This is a genomic window from Parahoeflea alexandrii (assembly GCF_024105735.1).
GTDB lineage: Bacteria > Pseudomonadota > Alphaproteobacteria > Rhizobiales > Rhizobiaceae > Hoeflea > Hoeflea alexandrii.
The window spans coordinates 1087873-1111717 of the sequence record NZ_JAAAML010000001.1 but is presented as its reverse complement, the minus strand read 5'-3'; the positions used below and the strand labels follow the sequence as shown (position 1 = coordinate 1111717).

Here is a 23845-nt window from a genome sequence, read left to right as displayed (position 1 = left end):
CCGCCCCCAACCAGCAAGGTGTTTTCACCCTTGCAAGACCAACGGTTTGAACCTTAGCACCGCCCGAAGGCATTCTGAAAGGAACCATTGCAATCACGATTAATCCGCCGCCCCCTGGGAAACTGCCACGGGCATCAAGACTCTCATCCACAGGCCACGCCCCAGAACCGTTTGTGACTGAAAGCGACGCATGCCGCGCCGTGTGTGCTGAAACCACCCGGGGGCCCGAAAGCCCCCGGACGCCTGTCGCAGACGATCGCTTACAGGAAGTTGAAATCGTCATTGCCCAGATCGGCAACAAGCGTGTTGTCGAGCCTGATCTCCTGACCATCGCCAAGACCGGTGATGACGGCGTCCGTGCCGTCCTGGGTGAAGATCAGATCATCGACGGATACGAAGCCGAAGGACGAGACATCCACCAGATCAAGCCCGTCATCGAAATCGGTCACGGTGTCGACGCCATCGCCGAGGATGAACACGAAAGTGTCGTCGCCAAGTCCGCCGGTCAGCATGTCGTTCCCGGCACCACCGTTCACGACATTGTCCAAATCGTTGCCGATGAGAATATCATCTCCGCCAGAGCCAACGACGAGTACATCATTGGCGCCATCGATGACGATATCGACTGTCTGCGCCGTGCCATCCTCGGTGTAGACGATGAAGCTGTCGGAGAGCGTTTGCCCGTTATTGAGCGCACCAACCGCCGGGTTGGCGTTGTCGAGCGTGTAGGTCCACACACCCGCCGCGTCCACCGCATAGGTGCCGTAGCTGTTGACGGTCATAGCGCCCGCAGTGATCACCCGGAACGCGTCCGCCGTATTGTTGGCGTCGGCGGCGTTGAGATCGCCTGAGACGGTAGTCAGCGCCGCGTCCTCGATCACCGCACCCGAAACATCGCCGGTGATGACCGCGTCGTTGGCGGTCGCAAAGTTGATTTCGAGGAAGGCCTGATTGCCCACGCCTATGAACTCTACTGAAGGCTGACTTGCGTTTTGGTTCGGCGACGCCGGGTCACCAGCCGAAGCGTTGAGCGACAACTGATTGGAGCCCGTGCCTTGCTCGGGGATCGCATCCCTGAAGATGAAATTAGGGCTTGAGAACTGCTCCATGTCTCCCCGGTCCAGCAAGTAATAGGCACCGCCTTCCTGTGTCTGTATGTGCAGTCCGGAAACGCCGGCACCACCATAAGCGGAGGTGATCGTCTGGTTTGCCCCTGAGAACGTACCCACCGCGCTGGCCGAGTAATTCAGCGGATAGAAGCCGAACTGCAACTCGTCGCCAGCGCCGGTGAACCCGTCCTGATTGGTATCGATAACCCGGGCGATCAGCGTGTCGGCCGCCGGGTCATATCCGGCCACACCGTCATAGTCGATGTAGGCAACCACCAGCGGCGGACCGGAAACAAGCGCTGCTGCGCCCGTATTGCCGTTGATGGTGATATCGACCGTCTGCGCGGTGCCGTCTTCGGACAGGACCGTGAAGCTGTCGGTCAGCGTGTGCCCGTTGGTGAGCGCATCGACTGCCGGGTTGGCATTGTCGAGCGTGTAGGTCCATAAACCCGCCGCGTTGACCGCATAGGTGCCGTACTGGTTTGCCGTCGCAGCGCCCGCTGCGACCTCTTGGAAAGCGTCATCGGCATTGTCGATGTCGCTCGAGTCGAGATTGCCGGAGACAGTGGTCGAAACCGCGTCTTCAGTCACAGCGCCCGTCACGTCTCCGGAGAGGATGGCGGCATCGTTGGTGCCCGTGACAGTCATTGTCGCGGTGCCCGTATCCATGCCTCCATTTCCATCCGACACCGTGTAGATAAACGTGTCCGTGGTGCTGTCGCCTTCGCCCAGCGCCTGCAGCGCCACCGACGCCGTCGGATCATAGCTGACGGTACCGTCGCCTTTGAGCGTAATCGCCGCACCATTGACGCTGGTGGCAGAGACCGCCGAGACCGACAGCGTATCGCCGTCGGCATCGGTGTCGTTGCCGACAAGGTCAGCCGCTGTAAAGGTGTGTGCGGCGTCTTCCGAGATGGAGAGGCCCTTGGAGTAGGAGATGTTGTCGAGTTCGAACAGCCCATGACCCGCCACGGCGCCAAAACCGGTAACGGAAATCTTGAAGGCGTCGATGTTCTCGAAATTGAGCGCGACGTCGGTTCCGGTAAAATTCAGACTGACAGCCACGCCGGAATAGACCTCAACCCCGTCCCGGTATCCGGAAACTTCAACTTCCGTCGCCGCATAATTCGTTTGATACTCGAGGGTCTGCTCGAGACCAAATTTGCGCAAATTCAGGCTGTTGAGATCAAATTCGCTACCGTCCGGGCTTTCAAACGTCGAGTTTGCACCGACGTTGCCACTGTATCCCGAGGTTCGCCCGCCATACTGCCCGAAATAGAAGTCGGGGGTGGAGCCGTTTGGCGACGTGTCCGAACTCCAGTTCAGCCCGCCATATCCATCAGGAATGTTTTGCCAGGATCCCGGGTCAAAAGTGACGAGGGTCTCAGCAAGTGGCGCGAAGGTGTCATCCACCGCCACCGGCGCGTCGTTGACATCGCTCACCGTCACCGTCACCGGCAAGGTGGTCAGATTGTTCACCAGGCCGTGATCATTGACTTCGACCTTGAGACCAATGGTCGGGTCGGTTTCATGGTCAAGACTTTCACCCGAATTCAACCGCAGCTCGTATGTACCCGGCTCGCCATTTGTCGTGCCGCTGGCGGCAACCACCTCGAACCGCGTATCGACCTCATCAGAGGCATTGAGCACCTTGAAGGTGAGACCCGTGGCGGTATCGATGTCGCTGACGTCGAAGCTCGCGAGCAACGCCCCCGCATCGTTCTCGGCGGTCTCCGCGCTTTCCAGGCCAACGGCCACCGAGATCTGCAGGCTCCAGGTGCTTTCGTCCAGGTTCGGCGAACCCGCGAAGGTCCAGTCAGGGTCAGCGCCGGGATTGTTGCCAAAACCGATATCGGGAGTGCCATTGTGGTTGTTCCAGGCGAACACAGTCTGCGGCGCGGGTGCGCTGAGATTGTGAATCTGGAAGCTGCCGTAACTGCTGTTCCCTGTGTGCGTGTCAGAGACATCGTAGGTCGCACCGTCACCGGCAAATCCGGGCGCGGCGTTCCGCGAATAGTCGTACGGCCAGATTTCCAGCCGTCCCTCGAAACCAGAACCGTTGACGACGCCCGGATAATTGGACTCGACCGTCAGGTTGGTGACGTCGCGCTGGATGACAATGCCGTTGGCAGTCGTCGGAACGGCCAGATCCGCGGCCGTCAGACCGGGCCAGGCGTCGAACGAGACTTCAGCGTAATACAGCGTTCCGTTGATCCCTTCCACTTCCATGCGATACTGAACGCGTTCGATTGCTCCGGTTAGATCAGCCGCAGCGTTGGTCGTGTAGCTCGGCACTCCGCCGGAGAACGACGGGTTCTCAACCTGGTAAAGCAAGGCTTCCGTCGGGATCACCGGCGCGTCGTTGACTGCCGCCACATTGACAGTCGCGGTTGCCGGTGCGCTTTCCAGATCGCCATCGCTGGTGGTGTAGGTGAAGTCAGCCACACCGTTGAAGTCGGCATCGGGCGTAAACGTCACGGTGCCGTCGAGGTTGAGCACAGCCGTGCCGCCCGTCCCGCTGGTCACCGACGCGATCGACAGGTCGCCTGCCGGATTGTCGACATCGGTGTCGTTGCCCAGAAGCTCCGCTGCCGTAAACGTGATGACCGTGTCTTCAGTCCCGCTCAGTTCATCGGCAACCGCCACCGGCGCATCGTTGACGGGAGCAACATTGATGGCGACGGATTTGGTGACGCTGAGCGCGCCGCCCGAGCCGGTGTTGCCATTGTCGCTGACGGTGATCGACAGCGCGTCAGTGCCGTTGAAGTCGGCATTGCCGGTGTATTGCAGGGCGGCAAGTGCTGCGTTGATGTCGGAAAGTGAGCCCGAGAAGGCCAGCATGCCGTCGGATCCATCTGCTTCGGTGACGGTCAGGCCGGTGGAGCTCAGCAGATCCAGCGTGCCATTGCCGACACTCATTGTGACATCCATGATCCCGCCATCAGCGTCGATATCGGCAATCGAAACGCCGGAGAATACCGCCGAACCGTCCTCGTCGACTTCGAGACCCACGGGCACGGCCGAGGCCGTTACCGTGTAGGACGGATTGCCGCCGGTCTGGTTGTTGGCGCCCAGATACCAGCTCAGCGTCGTGTCCGCCCCGCCGGTAACCGTGTAGGTGCTGGTGAAGCTGCCACCTGGCACCTGATTGGAATACAGCCCGTCGAACGGCGCCAGCGCCGTGCCCGAGCCGTCGCGCAGCACGAAGAAGTAATTCGCACCGCTGACCGTGAAGGTCACCTGATCGCCGGCAGCGAAGCCGGAGATGGACCGGCCGTCCGACTGATTGCCTGGAAGACCGGAATAGGACGAATTGAAACCGCCGTTTCCGGGCGAATTCGGCACATTGTAGGCCTGAATGTCATTGACGGTGGTCGCACCGACCGATGCCGCGCCAAGGATCTCCGGCGCGTCGTTGACCGCCGCTACGTCGATGACGACCTCGGTGGAGGCGCTGAGCGCGCCGCCGGAACCGGTGTTGCCCTGATCGTCGGCGGTAATGGTCAGGATGTCCTGGCCGGCAAAATCCTGCTCGCCGGTGTAATCCAGCGAGCCGAGCGCCGCGTTGATGTCGGCCTGCGAACCGGTGAAGGCCAGCGTGCCGTCGCTGCCGTCGCTGTCGGTAAACGTCAGGCCGGAGGTGCCGCCGGTGAAGGCAAGGTCGCCATTGCCGACTTCCAGCGTTACCGCAATCGGATCACTGCCTGCATCAACATCGCTGATCACAAGACCGGTGAAGCTGCCCGAAGCGTCCTCGTCAACGTCGAGACCCCCCGAGACGACGCTGGCATCGATCACCCAACCGGGATTGCCACCCACACCTGCTGCATCGGCGCGATAGCGAATTCCGCTCAATTCTTCCGTTACAGTGTAGCTGTAGACCTGATGCTCACCAGGTGCGACGCGGAAGCTGGCGTCAAGGGCCTGGTCATTGCTGTCATAAAGCTGGAAAGTGACGCCGGATTGAACCACACCGGTAATGTCGAAAGTAATGACATCGCCTGCATAAAAGGTCTGGTTCGCATAGTGGGTTTGACCTTGTCCCCATGTCACAGCACTATCCAGCGCACCAGTGTCATTGACCAGAATGGCGCCCGCTGACGTCCCGCCGAGGATGGCGGGGCCATCGTTGACGGCGGCGACGATAACAGTCGCGGTTGCTGAGGCACTTTCCAGATCGCCGTCGGTGACCGTGTAGGTGAAGTCCGCCGCACCGTTAAAGTCGGCGTCGGGCGTGAACGTCACGGTGCCGCTGGCGTTGAGCACAGCCGTGCCGCCCGTCCCGCTGGTGACCGAGGCAATCGCCAGATCACCCGCTTGGTTGTCGACATCGGTGTCGTTGCCCAGCAACTGCGCCGCTGTATACGTCACTGCCGTGTCCTCGGTGGCAGCCAGAGCATCGGCAACGGCCACAGGACCGTCGTTGACCGGCATAATCATGATCGGAATTTCCACCGTGTCGACCATCGCGCCGCCTGACCCGGTGTTGCCGAGATCGGAAACCTGTAGCGACAGGATGTCGTTGCCGTTGTAATCGGCATCGGGACTGTAGTTGAGCGCCGCCAGCGTGGTGTTGATGGCCGCAACGGTACCCTGAACCGTGACAGTCGCGCTATCGTTGGCGCCGGCCGTGACGGTGATGCCGGTCAGATCACCAAACGCGACCGATCCATGGACAACCGACAGGATGGCCAAGACGTCACCGGCGCCGGCATCGACATCGGAAATCGTCACACCCGTGATGAGAACGGTGTTGTCCTCAACCGTGGCAAAATTTGCCACGCTTCCGGCAAAGCCGTCCGCATCGAAAGCGGCTGCGTTTGTCAAGGCGCCCGTGTGGCCGTTTCCGGTCAGGTCGGCGGTTGTCCCGCCCGAACCTTCATTGAAGGTCCAGTAGCCTTCCAGCCCGGCTTCGTTTCCGGTCAGCTGTATATCCTTGGCCGCGACGATCTCAGCCTCAGTCCGTGCGACAGTCCAGACGCGGACTTCATCGATCAGGCCGACCCAGCCTGTGTCATTGTTGTTGTGGCCAATACCAAGTCCAGTACCGGAACTCGAAGGCGCGGTACCAGTCGCAACATGCGCCCCATTGACATAAAGCTTGCTGACACCAGCGTCGACGGTAGCGGCGACATGGACCCATTCTCCACGCGGCAGCGGCGTACTGCTCGACGCACCGCTATTCCAAAGATAAAGGTGTCCTGCTGGCGTCAGACCAAGATATGGGTTGTCATTGCTAAATTCCATGATCGTGGTGCTATGGATCGACAAGCTTGGCGCGTCATTTCTGACCCAGGCTTCCAGCGTGTAGGCAGACCCAAGCGTGAGACCGGGCACCGAGACACTGTCACCAACTGGACTACCACCGGTAAAGCTGATGGAACCGGCTGACGGCAGAGTGATCTCGGGGGCGTCGTTGACCGCCGCCACATCGAGCGTGACCGTGGCCTCGGCGCTCTCCTCCAGACCATCGCTGGCGATGTAGGTGAAACTGTCGGCGCCGTTGAAGTCTGCGTCCGGCGTGTAGTTGACAGCGCCGTCTGCACCGATGGTGATCGAGCCGTGATCGGTCGCAATCACCGCGCCGACCGTGGCGGCCTGGCCGTTGATGGAGACCACCGAAAGGGTCTGGGTGACGACCGGCGCGTTGTTGCCGTCGGTGTCATTGGCAAGAAGATCCAGCGTTGCCGGCGTGTCCTCCGTGACAGCGAGGTCATCGTCATTGGCGACCGGTGCGACATTGTCGCCCGAGCCTGCGATTTCCAACGTCAGGGTGGAGGTATCGGTGCCGCCATTGCCGTCGGAAATGGTGTAGGTGAAGGTCTCGATGCCGGTGTCGCCGTCGCCGAGCGCCTCGGTGTCGGCATCGAGGTTGTTGAGCGTGTACTCCCAGGTGCCGTCGGCACTGATCACCAGCAAACCGTAGCGGCCGGTCACCAGCTGGGTGAAGGATGGATCGACGGTCATGTTGGAACCGGTCTCGCCGGTGCCGGAATCGACATTGGTGACGGCGAGAACGTCCAGAGCATCGATGTCGGTGTCGTTGGCCAGAAGATTGCCCGCGGCGATGTCGTCGCCGGCAATGCCGAAGCCCTGCTCGACCAGCGCGTCGGTGGCATTGGTGTCGATGACGGCAACCGGCGCCTGATTGGTTCCGGTCAGCGTGATGGTCAGGGTCGACTGGGCAGTCGCGCCAAATTCGTCCGTAACCGCGTAGCCGGCAACCACCTCGAGCACTTCACCTTCAGCGAGATACCCGTAGGCAGCATCCGCCGGATCGAAGGCATAGGCGCCGTTGGCGCCGAGCGTCAGGCCCGCCACCGGTGCGACCAGCGCATAGCTCAGCGCTGCGCCAGCCCCGAGATCGACATCGCTGTCGTTGGTGGCAACCGAGCCGCGCGCCAGCGGGCGGGTGTCGATCTCGACCAGGAAGCCGACATCCGGGTTGGGATTGGACGAGAGGTCGTTCCAGTTGCCGAGATTGCCCGAATCCACATACATGATGAGGAAATCTTCGCCGGTGAAGCCGTCATTGGGCTCACCTGCGTCCCAGGGCTGGTAGACGATCGGTGTGCCTGCTTCCGGGCCCTCGACCCAAAGCCACTGGCCTTCGGTCGCAGTGTCGTTGCCGCCAAGCCAGGCAAACAGCGGCTTGCTGTCAAGCGACAGGGCAAAGGCGGATTCCTCCGGCGCGGTGATGGTGGCGAGATATCCACCTTCGGCCGCTGCAGCAGCAGACGCATCCTGCCAGGACAGGCCACCTGCGAAGAACTTGTAATAGTGGCCATTGTCCGGGTTCTGGACATAGCCGGACAGATCATCGCCATTGGCAAAATCGGCCACGGCGACGGGCGCGTCATTGGTGCCGTTGATTGTCACCGTCACCGTCTGGGTTGCGGTCGCGCCGAACTCGTCGGTCACCGTCGCGGTGAACGTCTCGGTCTCGACCTGGCCCTCGACCAGCGCCTGAACGGTAGGATCCGCATTGTCGATCGCATAGGTCCAGAGCCCTGTCGCCGGATCGATCGACATTGATCCGAGCGCGGTTGCGTTGGTGGCGTCTGGCGCAATCGACCAGCTCGCATTGTCTGTGACAATGGAATCCACGTCGCTGAAGCTCAGGGTCCCGGTGGCGGACGGAGTGCCGGCCACGATGGCGCCGTTGTCCTGGTTGCCCGCTTCGGTGACAGCACCCGCATTGCCGCCAACCGCCGTTGTGATCACCGGGGCATCATTGGTGCCGGTTATTGTCACCGCGACGGTCGCCGTATCGGATGCGCTGTGGTTATCCGTGACGGTGACCTTGAACGTGTCGATAGCCACCTGGCCTTCGGCCAGCCATTCGTAGCTGTTGTTGGTCGAGTAGGTGAAGGTGCCATCGCCATTGTTGACGACCGAACCGTTCGTTGCGCCGGTGTTCATGGAATAGGTGTGCGTGTCGTTGGCGTCGGGATCGGCAAACTCAACGCCGATTTCAACGGTCCCGGGATCAGTTGCCCCCGCGCCGGCCGCGTTCTCTCCGACTTCCGCCGCCACCACATCCGTCAGATTGACCAGCGCGAAGTCCCGGACCCCCTGGTTGAACGGATCCGAAATCGCGCGCCCTTCCGCAAAAGTGCCGTCGCCGTTGCCTGCGAAAAAGACCAGTCCGGTGCTGGATTCGGCCGCAACGACATCAAGAATGCCATCGCCATCAAGATCGGCGACCTGCACCTCATTCGGATAGGTATAACTGCTGATGCCGATGGCATAGGTATTGGGCGTTTCAAACGTGCCGTCGCCATTGCCAAGGAGAATACTGAGGCCATGCCCGGTGCCGACGGAAGTGGTCGAATTCTGGCCGGTTGCAACAGCGATAATGTCCAGATTGCCGTCATTGTCCAGATCGGCCAGTTTGACATCATTGGTGCGGTCGTAAACCGTGCCGTAGTAGATTGACCCCGGGCTGCCGAGATAGGTGTATCCCAGACCACTGGAGAAATTGACGGCGGCCTGAAAGCTACCGTCGCCATTGCCGCGCAGCAAACTCAAGCTGGTGGGCGCCGCACCGGCGCCGCCTGCGCCACCGCCGACCAGAATGTCGACAAAACCGTCATTGTCGACATCGCCAAGTGCCAGAGTGGCGTTGTTTTCATCCAAGCCAGTTTCCTGGAAGATGTTGCTTGCGTAGTTGACCGCAGTCTCAAGCCCACCAAGGCCATCGCCGAGCAGAACCGCGATGCCGCCATTGCTGCCGCCATAGTAATAATTGCTGCCCCCGGCAACCACAACATCCAGAACACCGTCACCATTCAGGTCAGCAAGTTCGACATCATTGCCATATTCGGAATCCGCGCCCGATGGAGCGTTCGGAGAGATCGAGAATGTGGAAGGTGTCTGGAATGTGCCGTCGCCATTGCCGAGCAGAAGGCTCAGGCCGTCGCCGGTTCCCGATGAATACTCATCATTGGATCCCTGCCCGGCAACAATGATGTCGATGTTGCCATCACCATTGATATCGGCAAGCTCCACATCCGAAGTACTCTCCGACTGGCTGCCACTATAAAGGTCAACCGCCGCGGAGCCATTGGAAAGCGTGCCCGCAGCCACGAACCGGCCGGCGCCATTGTTGAGGAACACCGAAAGCGCGTCACCGGACCCTGTATAGTTGTCGCCAAGATAGCCGTTCCCGCCAATGATAATATCAAGTGCCCCGTCATTGTTGATGTCGCCGAGCGCCATCGTGTAATTGTACTCATAACCGCTCTGCGAGCCGTTGTAGGAGCTGTAGTAAGTGTATCCCAAGGCGCTCGAATAAGTGTCGGTGGTCACGAACACGCCGCCGCCCAGGCCGGCCAGCACAGCAATCCCGTCAGGTGCGGCGCCATTGTATTGCGACGTGGAGCCAACCGCGACGACATCGAGCAATCCGGTCGCGCTGGATGTTGCGATCACCGGCGCGTCGTTCTGGCCGGTGAGTTCGACGGTAACCGTCGCCGTGTCGGTGGCGCCGAACTCGTCTGTTACGGTATAGCTGAAGCTGTCGGTTGCGCTCTCGCCTTCACTGAGGGCGTCAACGCCCACCGCACCGATTGAATCGTAGCGGACTGTCCCGTCTGTGTTGATTGAGATGGCGGCGCCCAGGGCACTTGCCGGATCGACGGATGCAACGCTGAGCTCAGCGCCCGCGTCAGGATCGGCATCATTGCCAAGCACATCAATGTCGACGGCGAAGTTTTCCGTTGCCCGACTGGCAACGCTCAGATTGTCAAGGAAGATATAATCTCCGCTGCCCGGAATGAAGGCAAGCTGGTCGATGCTGGCGAAGTCCCCGCCAAATGTGACATGGCCATTGGTGCCGCCATAGGGGGTCTCGTAATGGGGGTCTATGAAGACGGTCAGACTGCCGACCTCGACGCCGTCATTGTATCCGACGAAGGTGACTTGCGAGCCGTAGTTGTAATAGGACGAGACATCGAGCGACGAAATGCCGAAATCCGCGCCGTCGATGCGTTCGATCAGCCCGCCCAGATAATTTGTGCCATCACCATAGGCGTAGACCGACCCTGAACTGCCGGCACCATAAGAATAGGTGTCGATATAGGTGGAATAGTCAGCCCCGTTGGGAGAAACTTGGAATTCTTCATAGGTGTAGACGTAGTTTCCTGTCGTGTAGTCATAATAGTAACTGGCCGATGCGGACTCATCGAAGTCAAGCACACTCGCCGCCGCGAGCACATTTGGCACCACAGCGTCATCCTGCGCGACGGGACCGTCATTGGTGCCGGCGATGGTGACGGTCACGACCTGTGTCACGCTTGCGCCGAATTCGTCCGTTACCGTTGCCGTAAAAGTCTCGGTCTCGACCTGGCCTTCAGCCAATGTCTCGATCGCGGGATCAGCGTTGTGGATCTCGTAGGTCCAGAGGCCTGTCGCCGCATCGATCGACATCGACCCGAGCGCGGTGGTGTTGGTGGCGTTCGGCGCAATCGACCAGCTCGCAGTGTCGGCGACAATGGCATCCACGTCGCTGAAAGTCAGGGTCCCGGTGGCGGACGGAGTGCCTGCCACAATCGTGCCGTTGTCCTCGTTGCCGGCCTCGGTGACGGCGCCTTCGTTGGCGCCGGCAGCGCTGGTGATCCACGGAATATCATTGGTGCCGGTGATGGTGACCGTGATGTCCTGCGTGACGCTTGATGCGGGATCATTGTCGTCGGACACCGTAACCGTATAGATCTCGGTGATGACCTGCCCCTCGGCCAGGACCTGCGCGGCGTCATTGTCGAGCGTGTAGGTCCAACCGATGGATCCGCCGGGAGCTCCCTCCGCCTCGACGACCGGGGTCAGCAAAAACGCGCCCAGAGCAACGGCCGGCACGGCGGTCACCGCAGCCTGATGGCTGTCGGAGAAATCGGCATCGGTGAATGCAATCGTACCTGTCGTTTCAAGACCCGGAAACTCGCCTGCCGCATCCTCGACGACATCGCCCGATGCGTCCGCGGTCAGGATCTCAACGGCACTGTTTTCGGTGAGCAGCAGGGTTACTCCGTCAAAAGTGACGGTGATTTCGCCGGTGCTGCCCGCAAGAATGGCGACATCAACAAAATTGGCCGGATCGCCCGAACCGGTCGGATCGATGCTGACGATTGTGTCGCCGCCGACGATCCGCATCTGCATGAAGTCGGTCATGTTTCCGGCTGTGACCGTTTGCCCGGGTAAAAGCGCGGACAGATCCAGAATATCGGCATCAGTACCGGTGCTGAAATCGGTAATCAGATCGGGTCCGCCCGCGGTATCACTGATGACAAAAGTATCGGTGCCGCCACCACCGGTGAGAGTATCGAAACCGGCGCCGCCATCCAGAATGTCGTCGCCCGAACCGGTGACGATGGTGTCGTCGCCCGAACCCGTGGTGACGGAGTTGTCGCCGTCACCCGCATCAACCGTATTGCCGCCGTCGCCCGCCGTCACCGTGTCGTTGCCCGTGCCCGTGGTGATCGTGTTCGAGCCACCGCCGGCTGCAACCGTGTTGGTGCCGTCGCCGGCATCGACCGTGTTGTCGCCATCACCGACGGTGACAGAATCGTCCCCCGAGCCTGTGGTCACATCATTGTTGCCGTCACCGGCCTGGACCGTATTGGTGCCATCGCCAGCATCGACAGTGTTGTCGCCGTCGCCGACGGTCACAGAATCGTCGCCCGATCCAGTGGTGACATCGTTGTTGCCATCACCGGCCAGCACCGTATTGGCGCCATCGCCAGCATCAACCGTGTTCGTGCCGTCGCCGACCGTGACACTGTCATCGCCGGATCCGGTGGTGACGGAGTTGTCGCCTTCACCCGCATCGACCGCATTGCCACCGTCACCCGCCGTCACCGTGTCGTTGCCGGTGCCCGTGGTGATCGTGTTCGAGCCACCGCCCGCTGCAACCGTATTGGCACCGTCACCGGCATCAACGGTGTTGTCACCATCCCCGACGGTGACAGAATCGTCCCCCGAGCCTGTGGTGACATCATTGTTGCCGTCACCGGCCAGCACCGTATTGGCGCCATCACCAGCATCAACCGTGTTCGCGCCGTCACCGACCGTGACGCTGTCATCGCCAGACCCGGTGGTGACCGAGTTGTCGCCTTCACCTGCATCGACCATATTACCGCCGTCACCGGCCGTCACCGTGTCATTGCCGGTGCCCGTGGTGATCGTGTTCGATCCACCGCCCGCTGCAACCGTGTTGGTGCCGTCACCGGCATCAACGGTGTTGTCACCATCCCCGACGGTGACAGAATCGTCCCCCGTGCCTGTGGTGACATCATTGTTGCCGTCACCAGCCTGGACCGTGTTGGCGCCATCACCAGCATCAACCGTGTTCGCGCCGTCGCCGACCGTGACACTGTCATCGCCAGACCCGGTGGTGACCGAGTTGTCGCCTTCACCTGCATCGACCATATTACCGCCGTCACCGGCCGTCACCGTGTCATTGCCGGTGCCCGTCGTGATCGTGTTCGATCCACCGCCCGCTGCAACCGTATTGGTGCCATCGCCGGCATCGACGGTGTTGTCGCCATCGCCGACAGTGACAGAATCATCACCAGAGCCTGTGGTCACATCATTGTTGCCGTCACCGGCCTGGACCGTATTGGTGCCATCGCCAGCATCGACAGTGTTGTCGCCGTCGCCGACGGTCACAGAATCGTCCCCCGAGCCTGTGGTCACATCATTGTTGCCGTCACCGGCCGTCACCGTGTCGTTGCCGGCGCCCGTGGTGATCGTGTTCGAGCCACCGCCCGCTGCAACCGTATTGGTACCGTCACCGGCATCAACGGTGTTGTCACCATCCCCGACGGTGACAGAATCGTCCCCCGAGCCTGTGGTGACATCATTGTTGCCGTCACCAGCCTGGACCGTGTTGGCGCCATCACCAGCATCGACGGTATTGGTGCCATCGCCGACGGTGACACCGTCATCGCCGGTGCCCGTCGTGATCGTATTCGAGCCGCCACCTGCCGCAACCGTATTCGTGCCGTCGCCGGCATCAACGGTGTTTTCGCCATCGCCAACGGTGACGGAATCGTCGCCTGATCCGGTTGTGACCGCGTTGTCGCCCTCACCCGCATCGACCGTGTTTCCGCCGTCGCCCGCCGTCACCGTGTCATCGCCGGTGCCCGTGGTGATCGTGTTCGAGCCACCGCCAGCAGCAACCGTATTGGTGCCGTCGCCGGCATCAACCGTGTTGTCGCCAGCGCCGACCGTGACGCTGTCATCACCCGAACCGGTAGTGACCGCGTTATCGCCATCACCCGCATCAACTGTGTTTCCGCCGTCGCCGGCCGTCACCGTGTCATTGCCGGTGCCCGTGGTGATCGTGTTCGAGCCACCGCCCGCCGCAACCGTATTGGTGCCGTCGCCGGCATCAACCGTATTGTCGCCATCGCCAACGTTGACGGAATCATCGCCCGATCCGGTGGTCACATCATTGTTGCCGTCACCGGCCGCAACCGTATTGGCCCCGTCACCGGCATCAATGGTGTTGTCCCCATCACCGACGGTGACGCTGTCATCACCCGAGCCGGTGGTGACGGAGTTGTCGCCCTCACCCGCATCGACCGTGTTTTCGCCGTCGCCCGCCGTCACCGTGTCATCGCCGGTGCCCGTGGTGATCGTGTTCGAGCCACCGCCAGCAGCAACCGTATTGGTCCCGTTGCCAGCATCAACGGTGTTGTCGCCATCTCCGACAGTCACAGAATCGTCGCCTGATCCGGTGGTCACATCGTTGGTGCCGTCACCTGCCGCAACCGTATTGGTGCCGTCGCCGGCATCAACAGTGTTGTCGCCACCGCCGACCGTGACGCTGTCATCGCCCGAACCGGTGGTCACATCATTGTTGCCATCACCGGCCTGGACGGTATTGGTCCCATCGCCAGCATCAACGGTGTTGTCACCATCTCCGACAGTCACGGAATCGTCCCCGGCACCGGTGGTGACCGCGTTGTCGCCCTGACCCGCATCGACCGTGTTTCCGCCGTCGCCGGCCGTCACCGTGTCATCACCGGTGCCCGTCGTGATCGTGTTCGAGCCATCGCCGGCAGAAACCGTGTTCGTGCCGTCGCCAGCATCAATTGTGTTGTCGCCACCGCCGACCGTGACGCTGTCATCGCCCGAGCCGGTAGTCACATCATTGCTGCCATCACCGGCCTGGACGGTATTGGTTCCATCGCCAGCATCAACGATGTTGTCGCCATCTCCGACAGTCACGGAATCGTCGCCTGATCCGGTTGTGACCGCGTTGTCGCCCTGACCCACATCAACCGTGTTTCCGCCGTCGCCGGCCGTCACCGTGTCATCACCGGTGCCCGTCGTGATCGTGTTCGAGCCACCGCCCGCCGCAACCGTATTGGTGCCATCGCCGGCATCGATGGTGTTGTCGCCATCGCCGACGGTGACGCTGTCATTACCCGAACCGGTAGTGACCGCGTTATCGCCCTCACCCGCATCAACCGTGTTTCCGCCGTCGCCGGCCGTCACCGTGTCATTGCCGGTGCCCGTGGTGATCGTGTTCGAGCCACCGCCCGCTGCAACCGTGTTGGTGCCATCGCCGGCATCGATGGTGTTGTCGCCATCGCCGACCGTCACGCTGTCATCGCCAGAGCCTGTGGTAACGGAGTTGTCACCATCTCCGGTATCGATGGCCGTGTCGTCATCGCCAAAGACGAGCGAACCCACGCCAACACCCGTGATTGTCACGACTATGGTTCGTGTGACCGCCGAGCCTTGCTGATCATCGATGGTCACCGTGTAAGCCTGGGTGACGGTCCGGTTTTCGCCCAGATCCTCAATCGCACTGTTGTCGACCTGAAAGGTCCACGTGACAGCGCCGGTGCCATCACCGGTAGACGGATCGGAAACCACGGCGGTCAGCGCACCGCGCGCGGCGACATCGCCAAGCAGGCTGTCATAGGCCGTTTCCTGCGTGACTGTTACCGTATGAACATCGATCAGATCGACATCGGAGAAGACAATCGTGCCCGTGTCGGAAAGGACCGCTCCGTCCCCGTCGGCCAATTCTGTAACTCCGGCAACCGTATCTGCCGAAACGATGACCACGCCCTCGTTTGTTCCGACCAGGTTGATGGTGACGGTCGCGGTGTCGGTGTTGCCGCTGGCATCCTGCACGGTGTAGCTGAAGCTGTCGGAGGTGGCCTCATCTTCCGCCAGATAGGCGAACTTGCCATTGGCGTTATAGGAGAAGCTGCCGTCGGATTTGATAGTGACGATGGCGCCCGATTCGAGCGTGATCGTGGCTATGCCGGCGCCGCTGCGCACCGAGCGCGTGCCGACCAGCGAAACATCGTCGACTTCAAAAATCTCGCCGGAGGATGAAACTTCCGCAATCAGGCGGATCTGGGCGGTTGCCGCGTCACCGGCCAGTGCCGACAGGTCATAGGAGAGGTTGACGAACCCATCGCTGACAGCCACTTCCTGGCCGCTGTTCCGACCGACGAAGATCTGCTGTCCAGTACGCCATTCGACGTCGAAAGTATCGATGGTCTGGTAGGAGCCGTCGTCGAAACGGGCCTCGACCTTGACGAAATCGCGCGCCCAGCCATAGGATTCAAACCGGTTGCAGCCAAGAGCATCGGCATTGAGGGAGAAAGAGAAGGTTTCTCCGCCAAGCCCGGCGATATCGACTTCTGCGAACTCCAGTTCCCCGTCGCCACGCGAGGTCGCCTGGGCAACGCCATTCCGGCCCCGCAAATTGCTTTCTTCAACAGTATCAAGATCGTCCAGATGCCGGCCGGCATTATCGAAATTCTCATCGAGCACAGTGACGTCTTCATCGGCATAGCTGAACAGGCCGGTGCCTTCGGCCGAGATGATTTCCAGCGCCTCGCCATTGCCATCTGTGTCATTCGAAAGAAGGCCGGTCGCATAGCCTGTTTCGAAGGATTCCTCACCCTGAATAAGAACATCGTCGAACTTGATGATCTCGTCGCTGGACGACAGCTCGGTGATGAAGCGCAGCTGAACGCTGGTCGCGCCCACAGGCAGCGCGTAGGAAAGCGCGCTGCTTTGAGAGGTGAAGGTTTGGCCGGTCAGGCTGCCGACGAAGGTCTGCTGGTCGCCTCGCAGACCAAGGTCTTCCTGGCGGACCTCAAACATGTCGAGCAGCATGAACTCGCCGCCGTCGACGCTGATCTCGACGCGCACATAGTCGCCATAGCGGCTGTCGGCGGCCTCGAAGCCGCTGCGGTTCTTGCCGTCGGTCTCGATCGTGAAGGACAGCGTCCCGGTGTCGAGCATGGACACATCAACGGTGTTGAACAGCAATACGCCATCGGCGCGGGAATTGGAGAATGCCGCTCCATTCTTGCCGACAAGATCGCTGTCGGCAATCGTTTCCAGGCGCGTCAGATGACGCTCACCTGAAAAATCCTCGTCCAGAACGGTCACATCCCGCGTGTCGGTCCCAACCGTCGCCTCGACGTTTAGGATCTCGCTGACCCCGAGATCGAGTGCATAGGCATCGCTTTGCGCCTTCGGACCGGTATCGATGAAGCTGACATTGTCGATCAAAGCGCCGATGGTATCGCGGTCGGCATATTCAGCCGACGAAAAAGCCAGTGTGTAATCACCGGCGCTCAGTTCGAGGTCTTGGGTGAAGCGCTGCCAGGCGACCTCGAGGTTGCCCTCATGCCCGGAAAACTCCTGGAAAAAGACAACCGCGCCACTGGCATCCAGTATCGACACGGAAAAGTCGCTGGTTTTTGTGGTTGCGCGCGCGGCATAGCTGAACCCCAACTCAAACGTGCCATCCGTGTCTAGGGTGAAGGATTGAGCAACCGTGCTGTCCGCATTGTCGCGCCGGCCGAACCAGCAATTGCTACGGTAGTCATGGCTATCGAGTTCGAGCACTGCGCCAGAGGAGAGGATGCCAGTGGCGTCTGTCGGTCCAAAGGATCTTGACTGGATTTCAATACTACCTTCGGTGGCGCTCCAGCCTTCGATGGCGTCTGCGGTGTACCAGGTACCGTGATCAACCGAGTTTGTCGCCTCATCTGCCGTAGTTGCTTCGAAACCACCGTTTGCGAGAATATTGTTTTCGTCAGACATGGCATTTCCCCTTGGGATTCGTCGTCAACGAAGCCAACAGGGTTGCTGCAAGACAATAAAAGAGCGCTCTGGCAAACAGTGTTGCCAGTCGACATTGCACATCTTGTCCAGCAAAATCCATTCGCAAACCTTAGTCCGGTCGATGGATTCTACCCCCCTACCCCCGAAAACGCTTTTTTGGATGGCGTTAACCGATTGCTAACAGACTACGGTGCGACATCTTGACCGGCAATAACCCGAACGGGTGGTTATGGATGTCTGCGTCAATTCTGGTTAAGAGCGAAACCGAGATCGGACACTTGCCCCAAACTCATGTTATTATTGATTTTTTCGCTCGGAATCAATCAATCCGGGGAAGAAAACACATTGTTTAAAAATGAACACACTCAAACTGCCTCAACTCAAACGCGCCAAGCCGAAAAAACCCACCAAGTATTTGCAAGCGACTCACGCCATTTCCGCTTCAAATCGGCACGATGAAGTCAGATGATTTTTGAGCGGTAGCGTATTGAGAAAGCACATACGGGCTTCAGATCAATCCATAGTGCTGGGCTTTTTGGATGCAGGCTGTTCTCTTGGTAACGCCAAGTTGGCGAAACATCAGCTTGAGGTGACTCTTGACGGTGTTTTCACTGATCAAGAGATGCACTGCCACGTCTTTGTTCGACATGCCACGCCGTATGTGCTGCAGGATTTCGAGCTGACGTCCGCTCAGTTTCGGCACTGACGCATGGTCCTCCGCAGCGCCATAACGCAGTCCGGTCGAGACCGGCACCAGCGCGCTGTCTTCCAGATCAGTAAACACACCGCCACCCATCACCGTTTCCACGGCCTGGAAAAACATGGTCTTGTCGGCTTTTTTGGAGATGGAACCGCTGGCGCCACCCTTCATGATTTCAGCGAAGGACAACGGATCGTCAGATCCGGACAGGAACAGAACCGGGATTTTCAACGCTCTGGAAACCAGGGCATCAACCAGAGACGGGCCATCCGCCTTGGTCATCATGGCATCAGTCACGATGAGATCATATGTGTTCCCAGTATCCAGATCTGACAGGAGATCGTCGGGAGTGTTAAAGGTGGTTACAGCGAACACAAGACTGAAGGAAAGCAACAGATTTCGCATCCCATCAAGGAAGAGTTGATGCTCGTCGACGATAGCAATTCGTCTGTCTTTCAAAAAAATATGCCCCTGAAAATTTGCCCCTCATTAGTTATACATCAAACCATCCTTCGGCAAGCATGCTTAAAGTTGCATATTCAAGGTCTGAATTACGTCACGACTCCAACGAATGATCCGGTCTAGAGGTTGGTGAATACTCGACCGAAACGCGCCCGGGTTCCGGAGGCACTGTCTGGACGTTTCCTGTTTCAGATGGTTCAGTTGGCTGCAGCCGCTTCACGATTCCATCTTGGCGGGGTTCCGAGCCGGGATCGGCTTGCGCGCTGCTGCGGATGCAAATCCATTGAACTCTGCCGGAATGGCGGGTGTTCTCACCGCGCTTCCATGCGGCCTGCGTAGAGAGGCCGCATCAGGATCGGCGTCAGGTACATCGGGATCTGGTAGCAGCCGATGAACAGCAGAAGCGGGTCGGTCATGGCGGCTGGAAGTGCGACCAGGAAAAGCGCGATGTTGCGGTTTCCCGCGATGATCGACCAGGCCACCCGCGAACGCTCATGGCCTCGCCCGCCGGTCAGCATGAAGGCTGCAATCTGAAGCGAGAAGTTGATTGCAAAGGCCGCAAGCAATGTGAGCCCGACCAAACCCGGCGTCTGGATGATCGCGGGTCCCAGCGCCGACATCAGACCTATGACCAGCACTGCCATCAACAGGGCCGAGACCCCGTCGATCACCCCCAGGGTTTCAACACCTGGCTGGGGGAAGAACCGATGCCGGATGATGAAGGCAACGGCGGAAGAGCAGCCGATCAGCAGCAGCAGCTTTCCGGACGCCAGTGCAATGGCACTGAAGGACCCGAATATCGGCCAGAGCAAGAACACCGGCGCGACGGTCAGCGGCAACAGTGCCACGCCTGCAATCATCAGTCTGAGCGCCGGCGCCGGGTCGTGCCCGGTCATGATTGTCAGGTTAGGACTGCCCGAAATCGAGGGCGCAGCGGCCATCAACACCATCGCGGTTGCCAGCGTGCCGCCCAGGCCGAACGCCAGGAAGACAGCGGCCAGCACCAGCGGCAGCAGCAACTGATAGGCAGCGACCAGCCACAGCGAAATGTGGATATCCGCAAGGCTTCCGCGCGCAGCCGTCGGTCCGATCCGCAATGCCGCCACGCCCAGCATGCAGGCGACCAGCTCCGGCAAGACACCCCGCACCATGCCGGCAATCCCTGGCAACAGGATCCCGGCCACCAGGCCGGCGATGAGAACCAGCCGGCCGTGGCGCGCGGTTGCGAGCAGCAACGCCCTGAGCGCGCCCATCACATCAGCCCGCGTGCAATCAGGATCACAGCGGCGGTGCCGGAGATCGCCATCAGTGCCGGACGGAACCGGCTGTCGAGACGCCCGCCGATGCGACGCGCCGCAAAGACCCCTGCCAGCATCGGCGGAACCATCGCCAGCGCGATGTAGAGATCAGCCAGATGCGCCCAGCCGCTCACCGCCAGCCCGGCGAGCGAGGCCGCGCAGCCGAGCGCGAAGAACGCCGACAGCGTCGGCCGCGCCGCGCCCGGCTGGCGATCCTGATAGATCAGCGCCAGCGGCGGCGCGCCGACCGAGGTGATGGTGCCCATCAGCCCAGAAAGCCAGCCCATGGCGACGAGGCTGGAAGTGGAGAATTTCCACCGCCAACCACTGAGAGACAGAAGAACGGCGATGCCCACCATGATGCCGAACACCAGCATGAAGGCCTTGCGATCGACCAGCAGGGACAGCACCAGCGCGCCGCAGGCAACCCCGAGGAGCCGCCCCGCCATGCCGATGCCGACCTCCGGCCAGATGATCGAGCCACGCTCCCGCCAGCCGCCCAGGCCCGCAGTTAACATGCCCATGATCAGGGTCGGCACCGGCACCAGGTGCGGGTCGATCAGCGCCAGAAGCGGCGATGCCGTCAGGCCGAACCCCATCCCCAGGCCTGCCTGGACGATGCTTGCGACCATGACGATGACAAAGGCTGTCAGGATCAGCCACGGCTGATCGGCAAGGGGAAAGTCTGCGGGCAACACTCAGGAAGCCTTGCAGCTGAAGGGAGTCATGGAACGGTCTACCTCGCGGCGGTCTGGCGAATATTGTCGGGCAGCCAGGTTGCCAGGTCCGGAAAGAAAATCAGCACGAACACCATCAGTACCATGATCAGGAACATAGGAAACGCCGCGCGCGAGATGAAGCTCATCTCGTGACCGGTCATCCCCTGCAAAACGAACAGGTTGAAGCCGATCGGCGGGGTGATCTGCGCCATCTCGACAACGACAACGATGAAGATGCCGAACCAGATGATGTCGATCCCGGCCTGACGGATCATCGGCTCGACCACGGCGATGGTCAGCACCACCGACGAGATCCCGTCAAGGAAGCAGCCAATGATGATGTAGAACACCAGAAGCGCCATCAGGAGTTCGAACCGCGAGAGTTCGAGCGAGCCGATCCATTCGGCCAGCGCCCGTGGCAATCCGGTAAAGCCCATCGACAGCGACAGGAATGCCGCGCCGGACAGGATGAGCGCGATCATCGCCGATGTACGCATTGCACCCATCAGGCTCTCGATGAAGGTGGCACGGTTGAGCGAACCTTGCGCAATGGCGAGCAGCATGGCGCCGATCACCCCGATGGCGGCGGCTTCGGTCGCTGTCGCATAGCCCAGATACATCGAGCCGATCACCGCCGCGATCAGCAGCAGCACCGGAATCAGGAACCGCGAATTGGCGAGCTTTTCGCCAAACGTCATCCGCGGCTCCTCCGCCGGCGCATAGCGCTTCGAAAACTTCGAATAGAGCCCGACATAGGTCATGAACATCAGCGCCAGGATCAATCCCGGAACAATGCCCGCCATGAACAGCTTGGTGATCGATTCATTGATCGTCACGCCATAGACGATCAGCGTCAGCGACGGCGGAATCATCAGCCCGAGCGTCGCGGCTCCCGCCAGCGTCCCGATCACCATCTGCTCGGGGTAGTCGCGCTTGCGCAATTCCGGGATCGACATCTTGCCCACGGTGGTCAGCGTTGCCGCCGACGACCCGGAGACCGCCGCGAACACGGTGCAGCCGACGACATTGGTGTGCAACAGGCCACCCGGCAGCCTGGCCATCCACGGCGACAGGCCACGAAACATGTCCTCCGACAACCGCGTCCGGAACAGGATCTCCCCCATCCAGATGAACAGCGGCAGAGCGGTCAGCGACCAGGACGAGGCCGAGCGCCAGATGATGGTCATCATGGCGTCGCCGGCAGGCCGCAGCGTGAACAGCTCCATTCCGAGCCAGGCCACGCCAAGCAGCGCCAGCCCGACCCAGACGCCGGTGCCCAACAACAGGAACAGGACAAACAGAAAAACGATGATCGGTGCCATTTCAGCCATGGTCCGCCCTACTCCGCATGGCTCTGCTCGACCAGATCAGACCCGATATTGTCGCGTCTGGTCGCAAGCAGCGTGATCAGATTGTCGGCGAAACAGACCGCCAGCAGTACCGCGCCGATCGCCACCGGCGTCTGCACGATCCACAGCGGCGTGGCGTCCTGCCCCTGGCTGACATCATTGAGTTTCCGCGACCAGTAGACCAGCTTGACGGCGTACCAGGCCAGATAGCTCGATGCCGCCGTGCCGATGATCATGCACCAGACCTCACCCCAGAAACGGTGCTGCCCGAGCGCGGTGAGAAACAGGTTCACCCGGATGTGGACCCCGCGGTTGAGGCCGTGGGCGAAGGCGAGGAACGAGGCCGCCGCCATCAGGTATCCCGCATACTCGGCAAGTCCCGGCACGGATATGCCCATCCAGCGGGTGGTCATCTGCGCCACGATTACCAAAAGGATGGCCAGTAGGCACAGCGCCGCGACATAGCCGGCGAAATCATAGACGGCATCAAGTACGCGCCTGACGGGATGTTTGTCGACTGCAGTTGCCATGCCCTGCCCCCAAGAATGCGGGCGCCCGCATTGGGGCGCCCGCTGGTTATCTGACCTTCTTACATCGCCTTGTAGGCGTCGACGATGGCCTTGCCCTTGTCGCCGGCAGCCTTGATCCATTCCTCGGTCATGGTCGCGCCAAAGCCCTGCAGGTCGGTCTTGAACTGGTCGCTCGGACCGCTGACGCTCATTCCGTTTTCGGCAAGCGTCTCAAGATAGCCGCTGGTCAGTTCGCGAGACTTGGCATCGCCCGCAGCTTCAGCGGTTGCGCCGCAGTCCATGATCGCCTTCTTGCCGGCCTCATCGAGCGCATTGAAGGCGTCCTTGTTGACGAAGACGGTGTTGCGCGGCAGCCAGGCCTGGACGTCATAGAAATGCGTCAGGCTTTCCCAGACCTTCGAATCCACCCCGGTCGAGCCCGAGGAGATGAACGATTCCGCCACCCCGGTGGCCAGCGCCTGGCTCAGTTCCGCGGCCTCGATCTGCACCGGCACCATGCCGGCAAGTTCGGCAATCCGCGCGGTTGCAGCGTTGTAGGCGCGGAACTTGACGCCGTTCAGGTCAGCTGCCGAGTTGACCTCCTTCTTCATGTAGAAACCCTGCGGCGGCCACGGCACCGAATAGACATAGACCAGGTTCTGCTCGTCGAGCGCTTCGGCGACTGTTTCCTTGGCCGCCTTCAGCAATTTGGCGGAATCATCAAAAGACGTCGCCAGAAACGGTACCGAATCGTAACCGAAAAGCGGGTTCTCGTTGGCATGCGCAGACAGAAGCCGCTCGCCGATCGGCGCCTGGCCGGTCTGCACCGCGCGCTTGATGTCATTGCCGCTGAACAGCGAACCGCCGGGATGGGTGACGATTTCGATCCCGCCCGAGGTGGCATCGGTCACGCATTTGGCAAAGGCAGCACCGTTCTCGGAATGGAAGTTGCTGGCCGGATAGGCCATTGGCATGTCCCATTTTTCGGCATGGGCTGCGGTGGCGCCGGTGGCCAGCACGGCAACTGCGCCAAGTAGTTTCACGATCGTCTTCATGGCATTCTCCCTGTTGAAAAGCTCTTTGGTCAGATG

Annotated in this window: 7 protein-coding genes; all 7 read right to left on the bottom strand. The window is 60.7% G+C overall.

What is annotated here, in order from left to right; translation table 11 throughout:
* Positions 1–260: 260 nt before the first annotated feature.
* The 7 genes from GTW23_RS05065 to GTW23_RS05035 all read right to left on the bottom strand — a co-directional run bounded on the left by GTW23_RS05065 (position 261) and on the right by GTW23_RS05035 (position 23809).
* Positions 261–17696 (bottom strand): VCBS domain-containing protein, encoded by a 17436-nt coding sequence (locus tag GTW23_RS05065; RefSeq protein ID WP_252914862.1) that lies wholly within the window; start codon positions 17694–17696, stop codon positions 261–263.
* 529 nt (positions 17697–18225) lie between these two features.
* Positions 18226–18876: a response regulator transcription factor gene (locus tag GTW23_RS05060; protein ID WP_252914861.1), complete on the bottom strand. Its 651-nt coding sequence runs from the start codon at positions 18874–18876 to the stop codon at positions 18226–18228.
* Positions 18877–19190: 314 nt separating this feature from the next.
* Positions 19191–20132 carry a hypothetical protein gene (locus GTW23_RS05055; protein ID WP_252914860.1) on the bottom strand — a complete coding sequence of 314 codons (942 nt, stop codon included), beginning with the start codon at positions 20130–20132 and terminating at the stop codon, positions 19191–19193.
* A complete protein-coding gene (locus tag GTW23_RS05050; protein WP_252914859.1) occupies positions 20132–20875 on the bottom strand; it encodes a sulfite exporter TauE/SafE family protein in 744 nt (247 codons plus the stop codon). The genes GTW23_RS05055 and GTW23_RS05050 overlap by 1 nt, the downstream gene beginning before the upstream one ends.
* Positions 20876–20913: 38 nt before the next feature.
* Entirely contained in the window at positions 20914–22227 is a 1314-nt protein-coding gene (locus GTW23_RS05045) for a TRAP transporter large permease (protein ID WP_152008074.1), read from the bottom strand.
* A gap of 8 nt (positions 22228–22235) precedes the next feature.
* Positions 22236–22775, bottom strand: coding sequence for a TRAP transporter small permease (locus tag GTW23_RS05040; protein WP_152008073.1), 540 nt, complete (start codon positions 22773–22775; stop codon positions 22236–22238).
* A gap of 59 nt (positions 22776–22834) precedes the next feature.
* A complete protein-coding gene (locus tag GTW23_RS05035) occupies positions 22835–23809 on the bottom strand; it encodes a TRAP transporter substrate-binding protein (RefSeq protein WP_152008072.1) in 975 nt (324 codons plus the stop codon).
* Positions 23810–23845 lie beyond the last annotated feature (36 nt).